This is a genomic window from Rhodococcus triatomae, assembly GCF_014217785.1.
GTDB lineage: Bacteria > Actinomycetota > Actinomycetes > Mycobacteriales > Mycobacteriaceae > Rhodococcus_F > Rhodococcus_F triatomae.
Genome location: NZ_CP048814.1, coordinates 2,561,638 through 2,577,434, shown reverse-complemented (window position 1 = coordinate 2,577,434; position 15,797 = coordinate 2,561,638). Strand labels below are relative to the sequence as shown.

At 68.9% G+C, this 15,797-nt stretch carries 14 protein-coding genes; 4 read left to right on the top strand and 10 right to left on the bottom strand.

Features of this window, described 5'->3' with window-relative positions:
• Positions 1 to 17 precede the first annotated feature (17 nt).
• From G4H71_RS12130 to G4H71_RS12115, 4 genes are all read right to left on the bottom strand, one after another.
• Entirely contained in the window at positions 18 to 1,622 is a 1,605-nt protein-coding gene (locus tag G4H71_RS12130; RefSeq protein ID WP_083343008.1) for a class I adenylate-forming enzyme family protein, read from the bottom strand.
• A 98-nt stretch (positions 1,623 to 1,720) separates the two neighbouring features.
• Complete coding sequence (locus G4H71_RS12125; protein WP_072737197.1) at positions 1,721 to 2,485, bottom strand: SDR family NAD(P)-dependent oxidoreductase; 765 nt, start codon at positions 2,483 to 2,485, stop codon at positions 1,721 to 1,723.
• 41 nt (positions 2,486 to 2,526) lie between these two features.
• Complete coding sequence (locus tag G4H71_RS12120) at positions 2,527 to 3,660, bottom strand: thiolase family protein (RefSeq protein ID WP_072737198.1); 1,134 nt, start codon at positions 3,658 to 3,660, stop codon at positions 2,527 to 2,529.
• 115 nt (positions 3,661 to 3,775) lie between these two features.
• Positions 3,776 to 5,167 carry an MFS transporter gene (locus G4H71_RS12115; protein ID WP_072737199.1) on the bottom strand — a complete coding sequence of 464 codons (1,392 nt, stop codon included), beginning with the start codon at positions 5,165 to 5,167 and terminating at the stop codon, positions 3,776 to 3,778.
• Positions 5,168 to 5,495: 328 nt separating this feature from the next.
• On the opposite strand from G4H71_RS12115, the gene G4H71_RS12110 reads away from it, so the two are divergent.
• Entirely contained in the window at positions 5,496 to 6,653 is a 1,158-nt protein-coding gene (locus G4H71_RS12110) for an acyl-CoA dehydrogenase family protein (RefSeq protein WP_072737200.1), read from the top strand.
• Between the two features lie 83 nt (positions 6,654 to 6,736).
• Here G4H71_RS12110 and G4H71_RS12105 read toward each other — a convergent pair whose 3' ends face one another.
• The 4 genes from G4H71_RS12105 to entS all read right to left on the bottom strand — a co-directional run bounded on the left by G4H71_RS12105 (position 6,737) and on the right by entS (position 11,349).
• A complete protein-coding gene (locus tag G4H71_RS12105) occupies positions 6,737 to 8,260 on the bottom strand; it encodes a fatty acyl-CoA synthetase (RefSeq protein ID WP_072737201.1) in 1,524 nt (507 codons plus the stop codon).
• A 25-nt stretch (positions 8,261 to 8,285) separates the two neighbouring features.
• Entirely contained in the window at positions 8,286 to 8,750 is a 465-nt protein-coding gene (locus G4H71_RS12100) for a hypothetical protein (protein WP_139183196.1), read from the bottom strand.
• A gap of 58 nt (positions 8,751 to 8,808) precedes the next feature.
• Positions 8,809 to 9,948 (bottom strand): isochorismate synthase, encoded by a 1,140-nt coding sequence (locus G4H71_RS12095; protein ID WP_083342972.1) that lies wholly within the window; start codon positions 9,946 to 9,948, stop codon positions 8,809 to 8,811.
• Positions 9,949 to 10,080: 132 nt separating this feature from the next.
• Positions 10,081 to 11,349 (bottom strand): enterobactin transporter EntS, encoded by a 1,269-nt coding sequence (entS, locus tag G4H71_RS12090; RefSeq protein ID WP_072737203.1) that lies wholly within the window; start codon positions 11,347 to 11,349, stop codon positions 10,081 to 10,083.
• A 249-nt stretch (positions 11,350 to 11,598) separates the two neighbouring features.
• Between entS and G4H71_RS12085 the strand changes: the two genes are divergently transcribed.
• The 3 genes from G4H71_RS12085 to G4H71_RS12075 are packed head-to-tail and all read left to right on the top strand — an operon-like array spanning position 11,599 to position 13,678.
• Positions 11,599 to 11,826, top strand: coding sequence for a phosphopantetheine-binding protein (locus G4H71_RS12085; protein ID WP_217631308.1), 228 nt, complete (start codon positions 11,599 to 11,601; stop codon positions 11,824 to 11,826).
• A gap of 50 nt (positions 11,827 to 11,876) precedes the next feature.
• Positions 11,877 to 13,097: a cytochrome P450 gene (locus G4H71_RS12080; protein ID WP_072737205.1), complete on the top strand. Its 1,221-nt coding sequence runs from the start codon at positions 11,877 to 11,879 to the stop codon at positions 13,095 to 13,097.
• The gene (locus G4H71_RS12075) at positions 13,094 to 13,678 is read left to right on the top strand and encodes a TetR/AcrR family transcriptional regulator (protein ID WP_072737206.1); all 585 of its coding nucleotides are present in this window, start codon (positions 13,094 to 13,096) and stop codon (positions 13,676 to 13,678) included. The genes G4H71_RS12080 and G4H71_RS12075 overlap by 4 nt, the downstream gene beginning before the upstream one ends.
• Here the strand turns inward: G4H71_RS12075 and G4H71_RS12070 are convergent.
• Positions 13,675 to 14,463, bottom strand: a complete 789-nt coding sequence (locus G4H71_RS12070) for an SDR family oxidoreductase (protein ID WP_072737207.1) — start codon at positions 14,461 to 14,463, stop codon at positions 13,675 to 13,677. The two genes, G4H71_RS12075 and G4H71_RS12070, sit on opposite strands and share 4 nt — an antisense overlap.
• Positions 14,464 to 14,465: 2 nt before the next feature.
• The gene (locus tag G4H71_RS12065; RefSeq protein ID WP_072737208.1) at positions 14,466 to 15,698 is read right to left on the bottom strand and encodes an acyl-CoA dehydrogenase family protein; all 1,233 of its coding nucleotides are present in this window, start codon (positions 15,696 to 15,698) and stop codon (positions 14,466 to 14,468) included.
• Positions 15,699 to 15,797: the final 99 nt, after the last annotated feature.

Sequence of the window (15,797 nt, the reverse complement as noted above, 5' to 3'; positions counted from 1 at the left end):
CCGGCCGGCGGGCCGGGTCAGGATCCGGTCGCCGCGTCGGCGACCAGTTGCTCACGCAGCCGGGCCTTGACGATCTTGCCCGCGGCGGACGTGGGGAGCGCGTCCACGACCACGACGTCGCGGATCTTCTTGTAGGGCAGCACCTGTTCGGCGACGAAGTCACACATCGCCTTCTCGTCGACGTCGTGTCCGGGCTCGGGAACCACGAACGCCACCGGTTCCTGGCCGATGCTTCCCGCATCACGCCCGACGACCGCAGCGGCCGACACACCCGGATGCGTCACCAGGATCTCCTCGAGCTCCCGCGGATACACGTTGTACCCCTTGTAGATCAGCATGTCCTTGGCGCGGTCGCAGATGTAGAGGTATCCGTCGTCGTCGCGGTATGCGATGTCTCCGGTGTCGAGCCAGCCGTCGACGTACTGCTCCGCCGTCGTCTCCGGGTGTCCGAGATAGCCGTCGGTCACCTGCGGCCCTCGGACCCACAGCTGTCCACGCTCCCCCGCAGGAAGCACGGTCCCCGGATCGCCCACGGCGCGGATCTCGACCTCCGTGTCGAAGGTCGGTACCCCGACGCTCCCGATCCGGTAGCCGGCCCGCCGAGTCAGCGGCGCCGAGGCCACGAGGCAGGTGGCCTCGGTGAGCCCGTAGCCTTCCACCACCCGTGCCGAAGGGAAGGCCCGGCCGAGCGCGTCGAGCGTGACGCGATCGATCGGCGCGGCACCGGAGGACACCACCCGCACCGAGTCGGTGTCCCGGGTCCGGGCGTCCGGGTGGGTCGCCACGGCGTGCCACATCGCCGGGCTACCGGTGATGTAGGTGGCCCGGTGTTCCTCGATCAGCGCCAGCATCCGAGCCGGATCGAACCGTCCGGCGAGAACCTGAGTCGCCCCGCTCAGCAGCAGGAACGATGTGTTGATCAGGGCGTGAGCGTGGAACATCGGGGAAACCACGATCGTGGCGCCCGCCCCCGGTTCCACACCCCGATCCTCCACCTCGGTCATCGGCTCCAGCGTGAGCAGACCATCCGATCCGGCGAGTACCCGATGCCCGGCCCGCCAGCCGATCATCTGGGTCACGTTGGCAATCACGTTGCGGTGCAACACCCGAACGCCCTTCGACACACCGGTGGTACCGCCCGTGTAGGCGAGGTGGGCGACGTCGTCCCCGGTGACGCCGATCGGGAATTCCTCGGCCGGAGCCCGGGTCAGGAACTCGTCGAAGGTCACGACCGGGACCGAGCCCTGCGGTACCGCCTCGTCCCCGGTCACGAGGACGACGGACCCGACGGTGGTGTCCTCCGCCGCCGCGAACAGGTTCACCGCCTGCGCGGCCTCGGTCACCGCGACGACGGCACCGGTCTCGACGATCTGGTTGCGCAGGCCGGGCACGGGCTGCAGCGGATTGACCAGGGTCACGGTGGCCCCCGCTCGCAGGCTGCCGTAGTACGCGACGAGGAACTCGATGCCGTTGCCCAGGTGCAGCAGCACGACGTCACGCTCGGCGACGCCACCGGCACGCAGCGCTGCCGCGAACGCGGCAGTCCGCGCGTCGAGTTCGCGGTAGGTGATCGTGCGGGTGCCGTCCACGACGGCCAGGCGATCTCCGTAGGACGCGGCCATGCTCGGGGGCAGCGAAGCCAGCGTGACCCGGGGGTAGTTCAGGACGGTGCTCGTCGCGGTGCTCTCTGCCGTGGACACGGATGCTCCTGTTCTCCGGATCACCGGGGTGCCATGCGGATTGCCCCGTCGAGCCGGATCGTCTCGCCGTTGAGGTAACCGTTCTCGAGGATCGACGCCGCGAGATGACCGAACTCGTCCGGCTGCCCGAGCCGGGACGGGTTGGGCACAGACTTCTCCAGCGAGGCGCGGACGTCGTCCCGCAGGCGCGCGAGCAGCGGGGTGTCCATGATGCCGGGAGCGATCGTGCAGACCCGGATCCGCCTGCTGGCGAGATCGCGGGCCGCGGTCACCGTCATCCCGACGATGCCCGCCTTGGAGGCGGTGTAGTTGATCTGCCCGATCTGTCCCTCGAACGCCGCGACGGATGCGGTGAGCACGACGGCGCCGCGCTCACCGTCGATCTCGTCGTTCCGGGCCATCCGCTCGGCACCGAGTCGCAGCGCGTTGAACGACCCGACGAGATTGAGCCGGACGACGAACTCGAAATCCTCGAGCGAGCCGGCGCGCCCGTCCGAATCGAGGATTCGCATCCGGCGTCCGGCACCGGCGCAGTGGACGAGCCCGCGGAGCCCGCCCCGGGAATCCGCGACATCGAGCGCGGCCGCGAACTGGTCGGCGTCGGTGACATCGGCCGCCGCGAATCGGGTGTCGGCCCCGAGTTCCGCCGCGGCTTCCTCGCCGCGGGAGGACGGCAGATCGATCAGCGTGACCTGGGCCCCCGCATCGACGAGTCGACGTGCGGTTGCCAGCCCCAACCCGGAGGCGCCTCCGGTGACGGCGGTGGACAGTCCTTTGAGATTCATGTTCTTCCTGTTCGAGAGTGCGAGAGAGGTCGGGAGCCGGATCAGACGAGTTCGAGGATGGTGGCGTTGGCCTGACCACCGGCCTCGCACATCGTCTGCAGCCCGTACCGGATCCCGTTGTCGACCATGTGGTGGACGAGTCGGGTCATCAGGATCGCGCCGGATCCACCGAGTGGATGCCCCACCGCGATCGCACCACCGAGCGGGTTCATCCGGGACGGATCCGCCGCGGTCTCGATCTGCCAGGCCAGAGGGACCGGCGCGAATGCCTCGTTCACCTCGAAGGCACCGATGTCGCCGATGGACAGCCCCGACCGCGACAGCGCCTTCTCGGTGGCCGTGATCGGCCCGGTGAGCATGATGACCGGGTCGTCCGCGGCGACGACGCTGGTGTGCACCCGCACCAACGGCGTCAACCCGAGCGCGGCCGCCTTCTCGCTCGTCGTCACCAGGAGCGCACCGGCACCGTCCGAGATCTGCGACGAGTTGCCCGCGTGGATGACACCGTCCTCCTTGAAGACGGTGCGCAGCTTGCCGAGGGAGTCGAGGGTACCGCCCCGCCGGACTCCCTCGTCGCCGGACAGGACATCCGGGACCGGCGCGAGCTGCCGGTCGAACGCTCCGGAATCTGCTGCGGCGGCCGCTCGTTCGTGCGACAGGAGCGAGTACTCGTCGAGCACTGTGCGGGAGAGCGCCCATTTCTGCGCCATCATCTCTGCACCGGTCCCCTGGCTGAATCCGTCCACGCCGTACCGGTCGAGGACCGAGGCCGGATTGTGCTCGCCGTTCTTGCTCGCACTGCCCATCGGGACCCGGCTCATCGATTCCACACCGCCGGCGAGGATCATGTCCTCCTGACCGGCGATCACCGCAGCCGCGGCGAAGGCGACGGCCTGCTGGCTCGAACCACATGCCCGGGTGAGGGTGGTCCCCGGGACACTCTCCGGCCAACCGGCTGCGAGCACCGCGGTGCGGGCCACGTTGCCCGCCTGCTCGCCGGATTGGCTCACGCATCCCCAGATCACGTCGCCGACCACGGCCGGATCGATTCCGGTCCGTGCGGCGATCGCCTCGAGCAGGTGGGCGGACAGATCCGCGGGGTGGATTCCCGACAGGGCGCCGCCTCGGCGTCCGATCGGAGTACGGACGGCGTCGACGATCACTGCATCACGCATGGTCTTCCTTCGTTGGTCGGGTGTCGTGTCTACCAATCGATCACGAACGGCTGCGCAGAACAACGGGATTCGAGTGATCGAACGATGAGTGGATTCCTATGGAAGCGCGGACGGCCTACTTCGCGGCGCCCGGAGCTTCGATGGCCGACGGCGCCACCCCACGCACGAGTGCCTTGTCCCGCTCCGGGTCGGCCAGCAGCAGTGCGGCGAGCGCGCACACCGCCGCGACGACGCCCAGCGCCTGGAAGGCCGTGGCGTACCCGGCGGCCGGGGTGCTGGCGGCGTCCACGATGAGACCGGTGGCGTACGGGGCGACGAGCCCGCCGATCGCCATGATCGCCATGAAGACACCCAGTGTTCCCGCGGTCTGCCGGGGCGGGCAGATCTCCGAGATCGCCGCGTTGAGAAGTGGGAACACCGAGGCCGCGAACCCGTAGCCGACGGACACGACGAGCACCGCCAGGCCGGGGGTGGAGATCGACGGCAGCATGAAGAGAATGGCGCCGCAGATCAGGACGCCGGTGGCCGGCACGATGACACGGATGACTCGGCTGGTGGCGCCGCGCGTGATCAGCCGGTCACCGACCGACGAGGTCAGGAGCATGAGCGCCAGGCCCGCGATGCTGGGGAACGCGAACATCGAGCCCGCCTGCAGCCGGCTGTACCCGAGCCCCACCTCGAAGTACGAGGGCAGCCAGGTGAGCACGACGGTGACCAGGGCGTACACGCTCATCACCAGGAACACGCCGCTGACGAACGTGCGGGTGGTGAAGATCCGGATCCACGGCACGTGCGGCTCCGTGGCCGCGGGGACGACGGCTTCCTCGCCCACGCCCTCTTCGTCCGCGGCGGCGACCGCCTTCTTGCCACCGGCCTTCTTACCGGCGATGTAGGGGCCTTCCTTCCACACGGCCAGCCAGACGACGCACCACACCAGGCCCGCGATGGAGAGCGCGATCAGTGCGGCCCGCCATCCCCAGGTGACGGTGATGAAGGCCAGCGCGGGTGCGACCGCGATCTTCGAGATCGACGCCGCTCCGGCGATGAGCGCGCCGGGGAGGCCGCGACGTTCCGGTGCGTGCCAGGAGTAGGCCGCGGTGTGCACGAGCGCCGAGCTCGGCCCCTCCGCGAGGCCGAGGAACAACCGGCTGCCGATCAGTACGACGAACGTCGCGACCACGACCATCGGCAGCATTGCCACCGACCAGCACAGCGCGAGCACGACCAGCGCCCAGCGCAGGGTCATCCACTTGTTGATGGCCCCGGCGAAGAATCCGCCGATGGTGAAGGTCAGGAAGAAGAGGCTTCCGACGAGGCCGATCTGGGAGGAGCTGAGGCCGAGTTCCTGCGCGACGGGCTGGGCGATGATGCCCAGCACCGCCTTGTCCGCGTAGTTGACCACGTAGAGGACGACGAGCAGGGAGGTCAGTCCCCAGGCGGTGCGGCGGGACTCGGTGCCGGGCTCGACTACCCTGCTCACCGCGCCCGAGATGGTTCCGGTACTCACTTCGGATGGTCCTTTCGGAGGATCTGTCGTCGGCTGCCCCACGTCACATCAGCCCCCTGTAGTGGCGTAGTTCACAGCAACGCTGCACTCATTGAATCCGGCCACCGAGGGGCGATCAATACGCCGACGCCGAAGCGAGTGGCTGCCGCTGCCTATACGTCGGCGCGAGCAGGAGTCATTGGCAGGCGCTATGCGACCGATAGCCGACAGGCCCCTGCCGAGGCCGCCGGGTCTGCGGCACGGTGAGGTCATCCACCCCGTGGCGGCACCACGGGAGTCGAGGAGGGCGCCCGATCCGGACGGCGCCCCTCAGAGAGCGGGAGTTGTCATGCAGCGCACGGTGTTCGGCGAGGATCACGAGCTCTTCCGTAAGACGGTCCGCGACTTCGTCGCCAAGGAAGTCGTCCCCGCCCACCCGCAGTGGGAGGAACTCGGGCATCCTCCGCGCGACTTCTACAACCGGCTGGGCGAATTGGGCATCCTCGGTATCCAGGTGCCCGAGGAGTTCGGCGGCGCCGGCGAGGAGAGCTTCAAGTTCGCCGCCGTCGTCGCGGAGGAGACCGCGGCAGCAGGCGTGTCCTTCGGTGCCTACTCCGTGCACAGCAACCTCATCCTCCCCTACCTGCTCGAGTATGCGAACGACGAGCAGAAGCAGCGGTGGTTGCCCGCCTTCGCCGACGGCGATCTGATGTTCGCGATCGCGATGACGGAGCCGGGTACCGGTTCGGACCTGGCGAACATCTCCACCACGGCGAAACTGTCCGCCGACGGCAGCCACTACGTTCTCGACGGAGCCAAGACCTTCATCACCGGTGGCGCCCAGGCCGACCGGGTACTGGTGGTCTGCCGCACGGCGCCGGCGACGGACGAGGACCGCCGCGCCGGCCTGACGATCCTCGTCGTCGATGCCACGACGGAGGGCTACTCCGTCGGCCGCAAGCTCGACAAGATCGGCCTCCGGACGTCGGACACGGCCGAATTGTCCTTCGCCGGGGTACGGGTGCCCGTCGAGGACCGGCTCGGGGACGAAGGCGCCGCCTTCTCCTACCTGACGCACAACCTCGCTCAGGAGCGGCTGGCCATCGCGATGGGCGCCTCCGCCACGGCAGCGGCAGCCCTGTCCCACGCTCTCGCCTACACGCGCGAGCGGAAGGTCTTCGGCCGCGCCGTCGCCAGCTTCCAGAACAGCAAGTTCGTCCTCGCCGAATGCTCCACGGAGGTGCAGGCGATCCAGCTCCTGTCGGACCGGGCGCTGGATCTGCACGACGACGGGCAGCTGACGGTGGCCGACGCTGCCCGGGCCAAGCTGTTCTGCACCGAAGCCGCAGGCCGGGTCATCGACAAATGTCTGCAACTGCACGGCGGATACGGCTACATCACCGAATACCCGATCGCCCGGCTGTACGCCGACACCAGGGTGACGCGCATCTACGGCGGCACCAGCGAGGTCATGAAGACGATCATCGCCAAGGATCTGGGCCTGTAGAGGTCCTCGGTCGGCAGAAGCACTCGTCGCACGGGCTGTGGACGGTCCGAGTCACCCGGTGCGCGTCGATCCGCGCCGCCGCGTCATCCGGCGGCGCGGAGTTCTCGCTTGAGCAGTTTGCCGCTCTGGTTCTTGGGGAGCGACTCCACGAAGCGGATCGACTTGGGCACCTTGAACGGGGCGATCCGGCCCTTCACGTGCGCAATGAGATCGTCCTCGCTGATCCGAGAACCGTTCTCACGCAAGACGACGACGGCCGTGACGGCCTCGATCCACTTCTCGTCCGGGGTACCGATCACCGCGACCTCGGCCACGTCCGGGTGCGTGTAGATCGCGTCCTCGACCTCCCGCGAGGCCACCAGGATTCCGCCGGTGTTGATGACGTCCTTGATCCGGTCGACCACCGTCAGGTACCCCTCGGCATCCCGGGTGACCAGATCACCGGAGTGGAACCACCCGTCCCGGAATGCCTCCGCCGTGGCGCCCGGGTTGTCCCAGTAGCCCAGACACAGCTGGGGCGAGCGGTAGAGGACCTCGCCGGGAGAGTCGTCCGGCACGTCGTTCCCGTCCGCGTCGACCACCCGCGTCTCCACGAAGTACACCGGGCGACCGGCCGACGACGGGCGCAGTTCGTGCTCTTCCGGACGGAGAACCGTGGCGAGCGGGCCGATTTCGGACTGCCCGAAGCAGTTGTAGAAGCCCAGATCCGGATAGCGCTCGCGGAGACGATTCAGCACCGTCACCGGCATGATCGACGCACCGTACTGAGCCTTGGTCAGCGTGGACAGATCCCGGTGTTCGAGATCGGGATGCCCGGCCAGCGGCACCCACACCGTCGGCGCCAGGAACAGCGAGCCGATCCGGTCCCGTTCGATTCTGCGCAGGATCTCGGGAATGTCCGGTGCCGCCATGAGATTGACCGTCGCACCGATCGACAGGTAGGGCAGCGTGAACACGTGCATCGCGGCCGAGTGATAGAGCGGCATGCAGACCAGCGGATTGTCCTGTGCGGCGAGGTCCAGCGCGGTCACCGCCGACAGGTATTCGTGGACGAGCCCGCCGTGACTCATCATGGCGCCCTTGGGTTTCGATGTCGTCCCCGAGGTGTAGAGCAGCTGTGCGAGGTCGCGGGCATCGGCCGCGTCCGGCAGTGGCGTCACCGCCCCGGACGCGGCGCGCCCGAGCAGCGACTGCGGCGCATCACGCAGGGTGATGACGTGCTCGATTCCTCCGGCCCCCGGCACCGATGCCCACTTCTCCTGCAACGCAGGATCGATCAGAACAGCGCGCGCCGCGCACTGGCTCACCAGATAGGCCAACTCGTCCCCGACGAGCGCGTAGTTGATCGGGACGTGCACGAGACCGGCACGCGCGCAGGCGAGGAAGGCGAGGACGTACGCGTCCGAATTGGTGCCGTACGCGGCGACCCGATCGCCGGGAGCGAGCCCGAGACCACGCAGGTGGCTCGCCGCCCGGGTGACCGCATCGTCGAGTTCACGGTAGGTCCAGGTTCGCCCCTCGAACGTGAGAGCGGTCGTGGCGGGATTGCGAGCGGCAGACCGACGGAGCACCCCGTCGACCGTGTCGGAGCGCACATCAATACTCATGCACGGCACATTATCGGACGTCCAATTAATTGGGAAGGGTGCGAGTCGCCGCGGCCGCGGCCACGAGTGCCACCGCGTCCTCGGCGAGGGCCGCGGGCAGGTCCGGGAGATCGTGCCCGGCGATCGCAGCGCGCCAGGAGTGCCCGGCGTACGCGCCGACGACGGATGCCCCGGCTCCGAGCGCGAGGGCGGGCAACGCAGGACGCCCGCACCGGCGTGCGAGCACCGATGCCCCGTACGCACCGGTTGCGATACGGGGAAGGAGTCCGGCCGGAGCCAGCCGGGACGGCGTCTGCGGAAGCTTGTCCCCGATCAGTTCGCCCACCACGAGAGCACCGGCAGCGAGCAGGCGCGGGGTGCGCCGGCCACCGTCCCCGGCAGGAACCCACAACCCGGAGACCCACGGAGCGGCGATGCCGAGCGAACTCCTGAGCCCGGCCGCGAGGCCGAGCAGTGCGGCGCGGCGAGCGAGATCGGCATCCATCGTCACCACTACGACGATAGGGAGTTCACCTCGCCGCGGCGGAGGATTGCGATTCGGCAGCCGGTCAGGGACGCAGGGCCGACAGGACGGTCCGGAACTTCGCGTGTGTCTCGGCAACCTCGAGTGCGGGGTCGGAACCTGCCACGATGCCGCCGCCCGCATGTGCGGTGACGGTGCGCCGGTCCGCCGCGACCTCCGCGCAGCGGATCGCGACCATCCACTCGCCGTCGCCTGCCGCGTCGCACCAGCCGACCGTGCCGGCGTAGAACCCTCGCTCGGGCTCCACCTGCCGCAGATACGCCAGTGACGATTCGGACGGGGTGCCGCACACGGCGGGGGTCGGATGGATCGCCCGGGCCAGGTCGAATGCCGTCACCTCGGGCGACTTCAAGGTGCCCACGATGGGCGTACCGAGGTGCCAGAGCTGTCCGGTGGCGGTGAGAGCGGGACGCTCGGGTACCTCGAGGGCGCGGCAGAGCGGCTCGAGTGCCCGGCGCAGGTAGTCGACGACCAGGGCGTGCTCGCGGCTGTCCTTCTCGCTTCCCAGAAGGCCTTCGGAGATCGCCGTGTCCTCGTCGGGCGTCGCGCCCCGCGCCGCCGAACCGGCCAGCGGGTGGCAGCTGACGTGCAGGCCGCGCCGACGGACCAGCACCTCGGGGCTGGAACCGACCAGCACCGGATGGGCGACGCCGCCCCTCGGGTCACCGAGCTCGACGAGGTATCCGTTGCCTGCCGGGTCCCCGGCCACCAGGCGGGCGAGCAGATCGGCGGGATCGAGCTCGGAATCCGCAGCGAGCACGGCACGTCGGGAGAGAACGACCTTGTCGAAGGCGCCCTCACGGATCGATGCCAGGGCCCGATCCACGTTCTGCGCGTGCACGTCGTCGGCAGGCAGGTATCGCGGCTCCCCGACCCGCACCTGTGCAGCCCGTCCACCCGAGTTCTGCCACGGCCCGGGCGTCGAGCGCAGCTCGACGGGTTCGACGAGTGAGCACGGCCCGTCCGGGTCGAACGGAAGCGCACCCACCAGGGCCGACACTCGACCTTCACGGAAGGCGTCGCGGGCGGCGGCCGGGTCGTCGAAGTACTGGCGGACCCCGCGGCCCTCGACCGTTCCGGAGGGCCGGGAGAGCACGAAACCCGTTGCTTCGGAAGTCGGTTGCGAATCCTCGGCCACATCGCCGATCACCTGTCCGGTCGCCATTCCTGCCCTTCCGCCGTTCCGGTTCCGCCGCCTCCCGAGCACCTGCGGCATGTGGTTAGGCTAACCTGACACCCACCCTCCTTGGCAACGGAGTGGTGTCGTTCACACCGGGATCCGGTAGTCCACCGGCCCCTAGCCGGACTCGGCTGCGACCTGAACCTCCGGCTGATGTCCGGCATGTGTCCGCAGACCGCGCAGGACCACCGCGAGGAGCCCGAGGACCACGACGCCCGCGAGGCCGTATACGAGAAAAGCGGCCTGTGGCCCCACCAGGCTACCGACGACACCGGCGACGAGCGCACCCACGGCCACCCCGGTGGAGATCTGCGCGCCCCACACGCCGGCCATCCGTCCGCGGTACTCCTCCGGGGTCTGGGTCTGGATGATGGCGTACCGCAGGATGTCCCCGATCACCCGGCCGAACCCGTGCGCCACCAGGCCGAGGAAGGCCACCAGGAACAGCGGCGCCGCGCCGACCCCCGCCAACCCGGCCGCGGCGACGATCGACGACGCGAAGACGATGAGCCCGGACCGCCTCGTCGTTCCGGTCCATCCACTGGTGAGCGAGCCGGCCAGGGCACCGATCGCCGGGGCGCTGTAGAGCAGGCCGGTCAGTGCGGGGCCGGCATCGAGCACCTCGCGCGCGAACGCCGGCAGGAGGACGTTCCACCCCGTGAGCATCATCGCGCAGAAGCCGACGAGCAACGTCCCGCCCACCACCGGATCGTGGGCGGCGTAGGAGAACCCGCCTGCCACCGAGCGCAGCGGATTCTCCGTGTTGCGCACGGGCGGCGGCAGCGAGGGCAACCGAGCGATGCAGTAGGTGGTCACCACCGCCGAGAGCGCCGCCACCGTGTAGGCGACACCCACCGAGGAGGACGCGATGATCAGGCCGCCGAGCGCGGGCGATGCCACGGTCCCCAGATCCGCCATGACGGTCATCAACGCACCGGCCGCTGCCATCTTCGCCTTCGGCAGCAACGACGGGATGACCGCCATGAGCGCGGTCGACGACACTCCGCCTGCCAGGCCGTCGATCACCCCACACACGTAGATCGCCCACAACTGCGGCGTCGGCACGAAGGCGTTGACCGCGAGCAACGCGAACGCCACGCCCGCGACCGATCGGGCGATCGAGATGACGACCCGCCGGTCGAAGCGATCGGCGAGGACACCCCCGAACAGGGTGCCGACGAAGACTGCGGCACCGACCGCCACGGCCGCAGTACCGACGGCGAAGGTCGAGCCGGTCATGTCGTAGACCTGGAGCGGAACCGCGACCAGGATCATGCCGATGCCGAAGATCGACACCGTGCGGGCGACGAAGATGTACCGGAATTCCCGGCTGCCTCGCAGCGGAGACAGGTCGATCGCGAAACGGGAGGCTTGCGCCCTCGTCATACGTTCCCCTCGGTGTGAATACGGTCCGGCCTCGCCGGGGTGTGGATACGGTCCGGCTTCGCCGGGGTGCATATAGTTAGGCTTCGCTAAGTAGGTACGTTCGGGAACCTACCCCGGAGGCCACCCTCCAGGACACAGGCCCCCGCACAATGCTCGGCGACGGACGACTGTTCGGCGACGACACTCCTACCACCCACGACCGGACAGACGGACGACACGGACATCCCGTACAGCAGATGGAGGCGATCGGTGACTCACCTGACCCGCGAACAGATCCGAGGCGACGTGGCCGAGGTGCTCGGCGTTCCCCTCACCGATATCGAGGACACCGCGAATCTTCTCGACGAGGGCCTCGACTCGATTCGCGCCATGACTCTGGTCGAACGGTGGCGGTCGGGCGGCACCGACGTGGACCTGGTCGATCTCGTCGCCGAACCGACCATCGATGCCTGGGTGGAGGTCACGCAGGCGGCCTGACCACGGTGGCCACCCTTGACACTTTGCTCGAGTTGTCTCATTGTCGATACATGACAACAGGAGTGTCTCGACCAGTGTCGTTCCGCCCGCTCTCCGGTGCCTCCTGGCGCTCGCCGTGGCAGATGTACGCCGACCTGCGCGAACACGACCCGGTGCACCACGTCGTCCCGGACGAGGACCCGGGGGCCGACTACTGGGTGCTCTCCCGGCACGCAGACGTCTATGCGGCCGCCCGAGACCACGAACGGTTCTCCTCCGGGCAGGGGCTGACCGTCACCTACGGCGAACTCGAGAAGATCGGACTCGCGGACAATCCACCGCTGGTCATGCTCGACCCGCCGGATCACACCGCCTTCCGGCGGCTGGTGTCCCGGGGATTCACTCCTCGCCAGGTCACCGCGGTGGAGCCCGCGGTGCGGGAGTTCGTCGTCCGACGCATCGAGGAGCTGCGGGCAGCCGGCGAAGGGGACGTGGTGACGCAGCTCTTCAAACCCCTGCCCAGCATGGTCGTGGCCCACTATCTCGGAGTGCCGGAGGCCGACAGGGCCCGATTCGACGGCTGGACCGAGGCCATCGTCGCCGCGAACGCGAACGGTAACGCCATCGAGGCGGCCGACGCGGTCACCGAACTGATGGCGTACTTCGGCGGGCTGATCGAGATGCGCCGCCGCGACCCGGGCGACGACACGATCTCGCATCTCGTGGCGGCGGGCATGGGCGCGGACGGCGACGTCGCCGGGATGCTCTCGATCCTCGGATTCGCCTTCACGATGGTCACGGGCGGCAACGACACCACCACCGGAATGCTCGGAGGCGCCGTGCAACTACTCACCCGGAACCCCGAACAGCAGCGCGCGCTCGCCTCGGATCCGTCCCTGATCGCCGATGCCGTCGAGGAGTTCCTCCGGCTGACCTCACCGGTACAGGGCCTGGCTCGCACCACCACGGAGGATGTCACCGTCGCGGGCACGACCATTCCCCGCGGCCGGAAGGTGTTGCTGCTCTACGGTTCCGCAAATCGCGACCCCAGGGCGTTCGGACCCGATGCCGAGGAACTCGACATCCGACGGCGCCCGAAGCAAATCCTCACGTTCAGCCACGGCGCGCACCACTGCCTGGGCGCAGCGGCCGCGCGGATGCAGGCACGGGTCGCCCTCGAGGAGTTGCTCGCACGCTGCCCGGAGTTCGTCGTGGACGTCGACGCGGTGGTCTACGCGGACGGCAACTACGTGCGTCGGCCACTCCACGTCCCGTTCCGGGCAGTGGCATGAGCGGCGACTGGATGCGCGACGAGCGCTCGAGTGCGGCCGCCCAGCGAATCCTCGACGCTGCGGCACAGCTGTTCGCCGAGCGTGGCATCGACTCGGTGGGTATGGGGGACGTGGCGACCGCGGCCGGCTGTTCGCGCGCCACCCTCTACCGCTATTTCGACAACCGGGCCGCCCTGCAGTCGGCGTTCGTCCACCGCGAGGCGCGGCGGATAGGCGCCCGTGTCGCCGAATCGGTGTCCGGGACCGACGACCCGGAGGAACGGGTCGTGGCGGCTGCCCTGACCGCCGTGCGACTGGTCCGCGAGGAGCCGATCCTCGCCGCCTGGTTCCGGATGGGGAACTCCGGTCTGGCCGCGGAACTGTCCCACACGTCGGAGGTGATCTCGTCCCTGGCGACGGCTTTCCTCGCTGGATCCGGAGCCGCGGACGCCCCGGCGGCCGCGAAGTGGCTGGTGCGGATCATCGTGTCACTGCTGACCGTTCCCGGGGCGGACGACGCGGAGGAGCGAGACATGCTCGCGCGCTTCGTCGCCCCGGTGGTCACCGGTTCCCCGGCGGGGCAGCGCCCCGCAGACCGCTAACGGAACATCTGGACGTTGCCGAGGCGCTGACCACCGTCGATCACCATCGTCTCGCCGGTGATCCACTTCGCGCCGTCGGAGACGAGATACGCGATGGCCGAGGCGATGTCCTCCGGCTCACCGATGCGGCCCAGTGCCGTGCCCGCGGCGACCAGCTGCTCGTGGTCGCGCCACAGCGCCTCGGCCAGCCTGGTGCGCACGACACCGGGGGCCACGGCGTTGACCCGGATCGTCGGCGACAACTCCAGCGCCAGTTGTTTCGTGAGGTGGATGAGTGCGGCCTTGGACGCGTTGTAGACACCGAGGCCCGCCTCGAATCCCATACCGCCGATGGAGGCGGTGTTCACCACCGCGCCACCGTGCTCGCGCATCCAGGCCCGTGCCGCGAGCGACGTCCACAGCACCGGCGCCCACAGGTTGACGTCGAAGGTCTTGGCGAAACGCGCGTGGTCCTGGTCGATCACCGGGCCGAACGCGGGATTGGTCCCCGCGTTGTTGACCAGGATGTCGATCCTGCCGAACTTCTCGAGCGTGAAGTCGATGCATGCCCGAGCGGCGTCCTCGTCGACGGCATGGGCACCGTAACCGACTGCGCTACCATCGATTCCGGCCGCAGCCTCGTCCGCGGACTCTTGCTTGCGGGAGGTGAGTACGACATCGGCCCCGCGGGCCGCGAGCTCCGCCGCCGTGGCCAGGCCGATGCCGCGGGATGCCCCGGTGACGATCGCCGTGCGACCGGCGAGATCCTGCGTGGCCTCCCGGGCCGACGTGTTGTCCTCGGTCATGGTCAGTGTCCTCCGGATTCGGTCATCAGGTCGCGATACCTGCGCAGCTCCTGGCGGGCGATGGCGCGCTTGTGCACCTCGTCCGGGCCGTCCGCCAGCCGCAGCGTGCGCAGATGTGCGTACGCCATCGCGAGCGGGAAGTCGTCGGTGACGCCTGCGCCGCCGTGCACCTGGATCGCCCGGTCCACGATCTTCAGGGCCATGTTCGGGGCCGCCACCTTGATCGCCGCGATCTCGGTGCGCGCCTCCTTGTTTCCGACGGTGTCCATCATGTGTGCCGCCTTCAGGGTCAGCAGCCGCACCATCTCGATCTCGATACGCGCCTCGGCGATCCAGTCCTGGATGTTCGACCGGCGGGCGAGGACCTGCCCGAAGGTGACCCTCGTACTCGCCCGGGTGCACATCAGCTCGAGCGCGCGCTCCGCCATTCCGATGGCTCGCATGCAGTGATGGATCCGCCCCGGACCGAGCCGCGCCTGACTGATCGCGAAACCCTCGCCGGGGCCGGCGAGGATGTCCTTCGAGGGAACCCGCACGTTCTCGAAGGAGATCTCCGCGTGGCCCTCCCGGTCGTGGTAGCCGAACACCGGAAGATTGCGCACCACGGTTACGCCGGGGGCGTCGATCGGGACGACGAGCATCGACTGCTGCCGATGCGGGGCCGCGTCCGGGTCGGTCTTGCCCATCACGATGAGCACCTTGCAATTGCGGTGCATCGCATTGGAGGCGAACCACTTTCGGCCGTCGAGGACGTAGTCGTCGCCGTCGCGGACCATGCTCATCCGGATGTTCGTGGCATCGGAGCTGGCGACGGCGGGTTCGGTCATGGCGAACGCCGAGCGGATGGCGCCCTCGAGCAACGGCTTCAGATACTTCTCCTTGTGCTCCGCCGTACCGAACAGCGCGAGGATCTCCATGTTGCCGGTGTCCGGCGCGTTACAGTTGCACGCCTCCGGCGCCAGCGGGCTACGGCCCATGATCTCCGCGAGCGGCGCGTAGTCGAGGTTGGACAGGCCCGCGCCCCATTCCGAGTCCGGCAGGAAGAGGTTCCACAGCCCGCGCCGGCGTGCCTCGACCTTGAGATCTTCCAGGATCGGCGGCTGGAAGTGCGGATCGCCGGCCTCGCGCATCTGCTGCTCGTAGACCGCCTCCGCCGGGTAGACGTGCGAATCCATGAACTCGAGCAGATCGGACCGGTACTGTTCGGCCTGTTCGGAGAACTCGAACAACGGCATCGGATACTCCTGACATCGGCGTGACATGACGCGTGATCGTGTCCGGAGCATAGTTGAATCTGGATTCAACTTCAATACTGGATCCGGCCTCGGGCACCC

Excerpts from the sequence above, each read along its gene's own strand:
- G4H71_RS12105 (WP_072737201.1), bottom strand. The coding sequence starts at position 8,260 with ATGAGTATTGATGTGCGCTCCGACACGGTCGACGGGGTGCTCCGTCGG.
- entS (WP_072737203.1), bottom strand. The coding sequence starts at position 11,349 with ATGACGAGGGCGCAAGCCTCCCGTTTCGCGATCGACCTGTCTCCGCTG.
- G4H71_RS12120 (WP_072737198.1), bottom strand. The coding sequence starts at position 3,660 with ATGCGTGATGCAGTGATCGTCGACGCCGTCCGTACTCCGATCGGACGC.
- G4H71_RS12125 (WP_072737197.1), bottom strand. The coding sequence starts at position 2,485 with ATGAATCTCAAAGGACTGTCCACCGCCGTCACCGGAGGCGCCTCCGGG.
- G4H71_RS12065 (WP_072737208.1), bottom strand. The coding sequence starts at position 15,698 with ATGCCGTTGTTCGAGTTCTCCGAACAGGCCGAACAGTACCGGTCCGAT.
- G4H71_RS12080 (WP_072737205.1), top strand. The coding sequence starts at position 11,877 with ATGACAACAGGAGTGTCTCGACCAGTGTCGTTCCGCCCGCTCTCCGGT.
- G4H71_RS12095 (WP_083342972.1), bottom strand. The coding sequence starts at position 9,948 with ATGGCGACCGGACAGGTGATCGGCGATGTGGCCGAGGATTCGCAACCG.
- G4H71_RS12075 (WP_072737206.1), top strand. The coding sequence starts at position 13,094 with ATGAGCGGCGACTGGATGCGCGACGAGCGCTCGAGTGCGGCCGCCCAG.
- G4H71_RS12130 (WP_083343008.1), bottom strand. The coding sequence starts at position 1,622 with ATGGCCGCGTCCTACGGAGATCGCCTGGCCGTCGTGGACGGCACCCGC.
- G4H71_RS12110 (WP_072737200.1), top strand. The coding sequence starts at position 5,496 with ATGCAGCGCACGGTGTTCGGCGAGGATCACGAGCTCTTCCGTAAGACG.
- G4H71_RS12070 (WP_072737207.1), bottom strand. The coding sequence starts at position 14,463 with ATGACCGAGGACAACACGTCGGCCCGGGAGGCCACGCAGGATCTCGCC.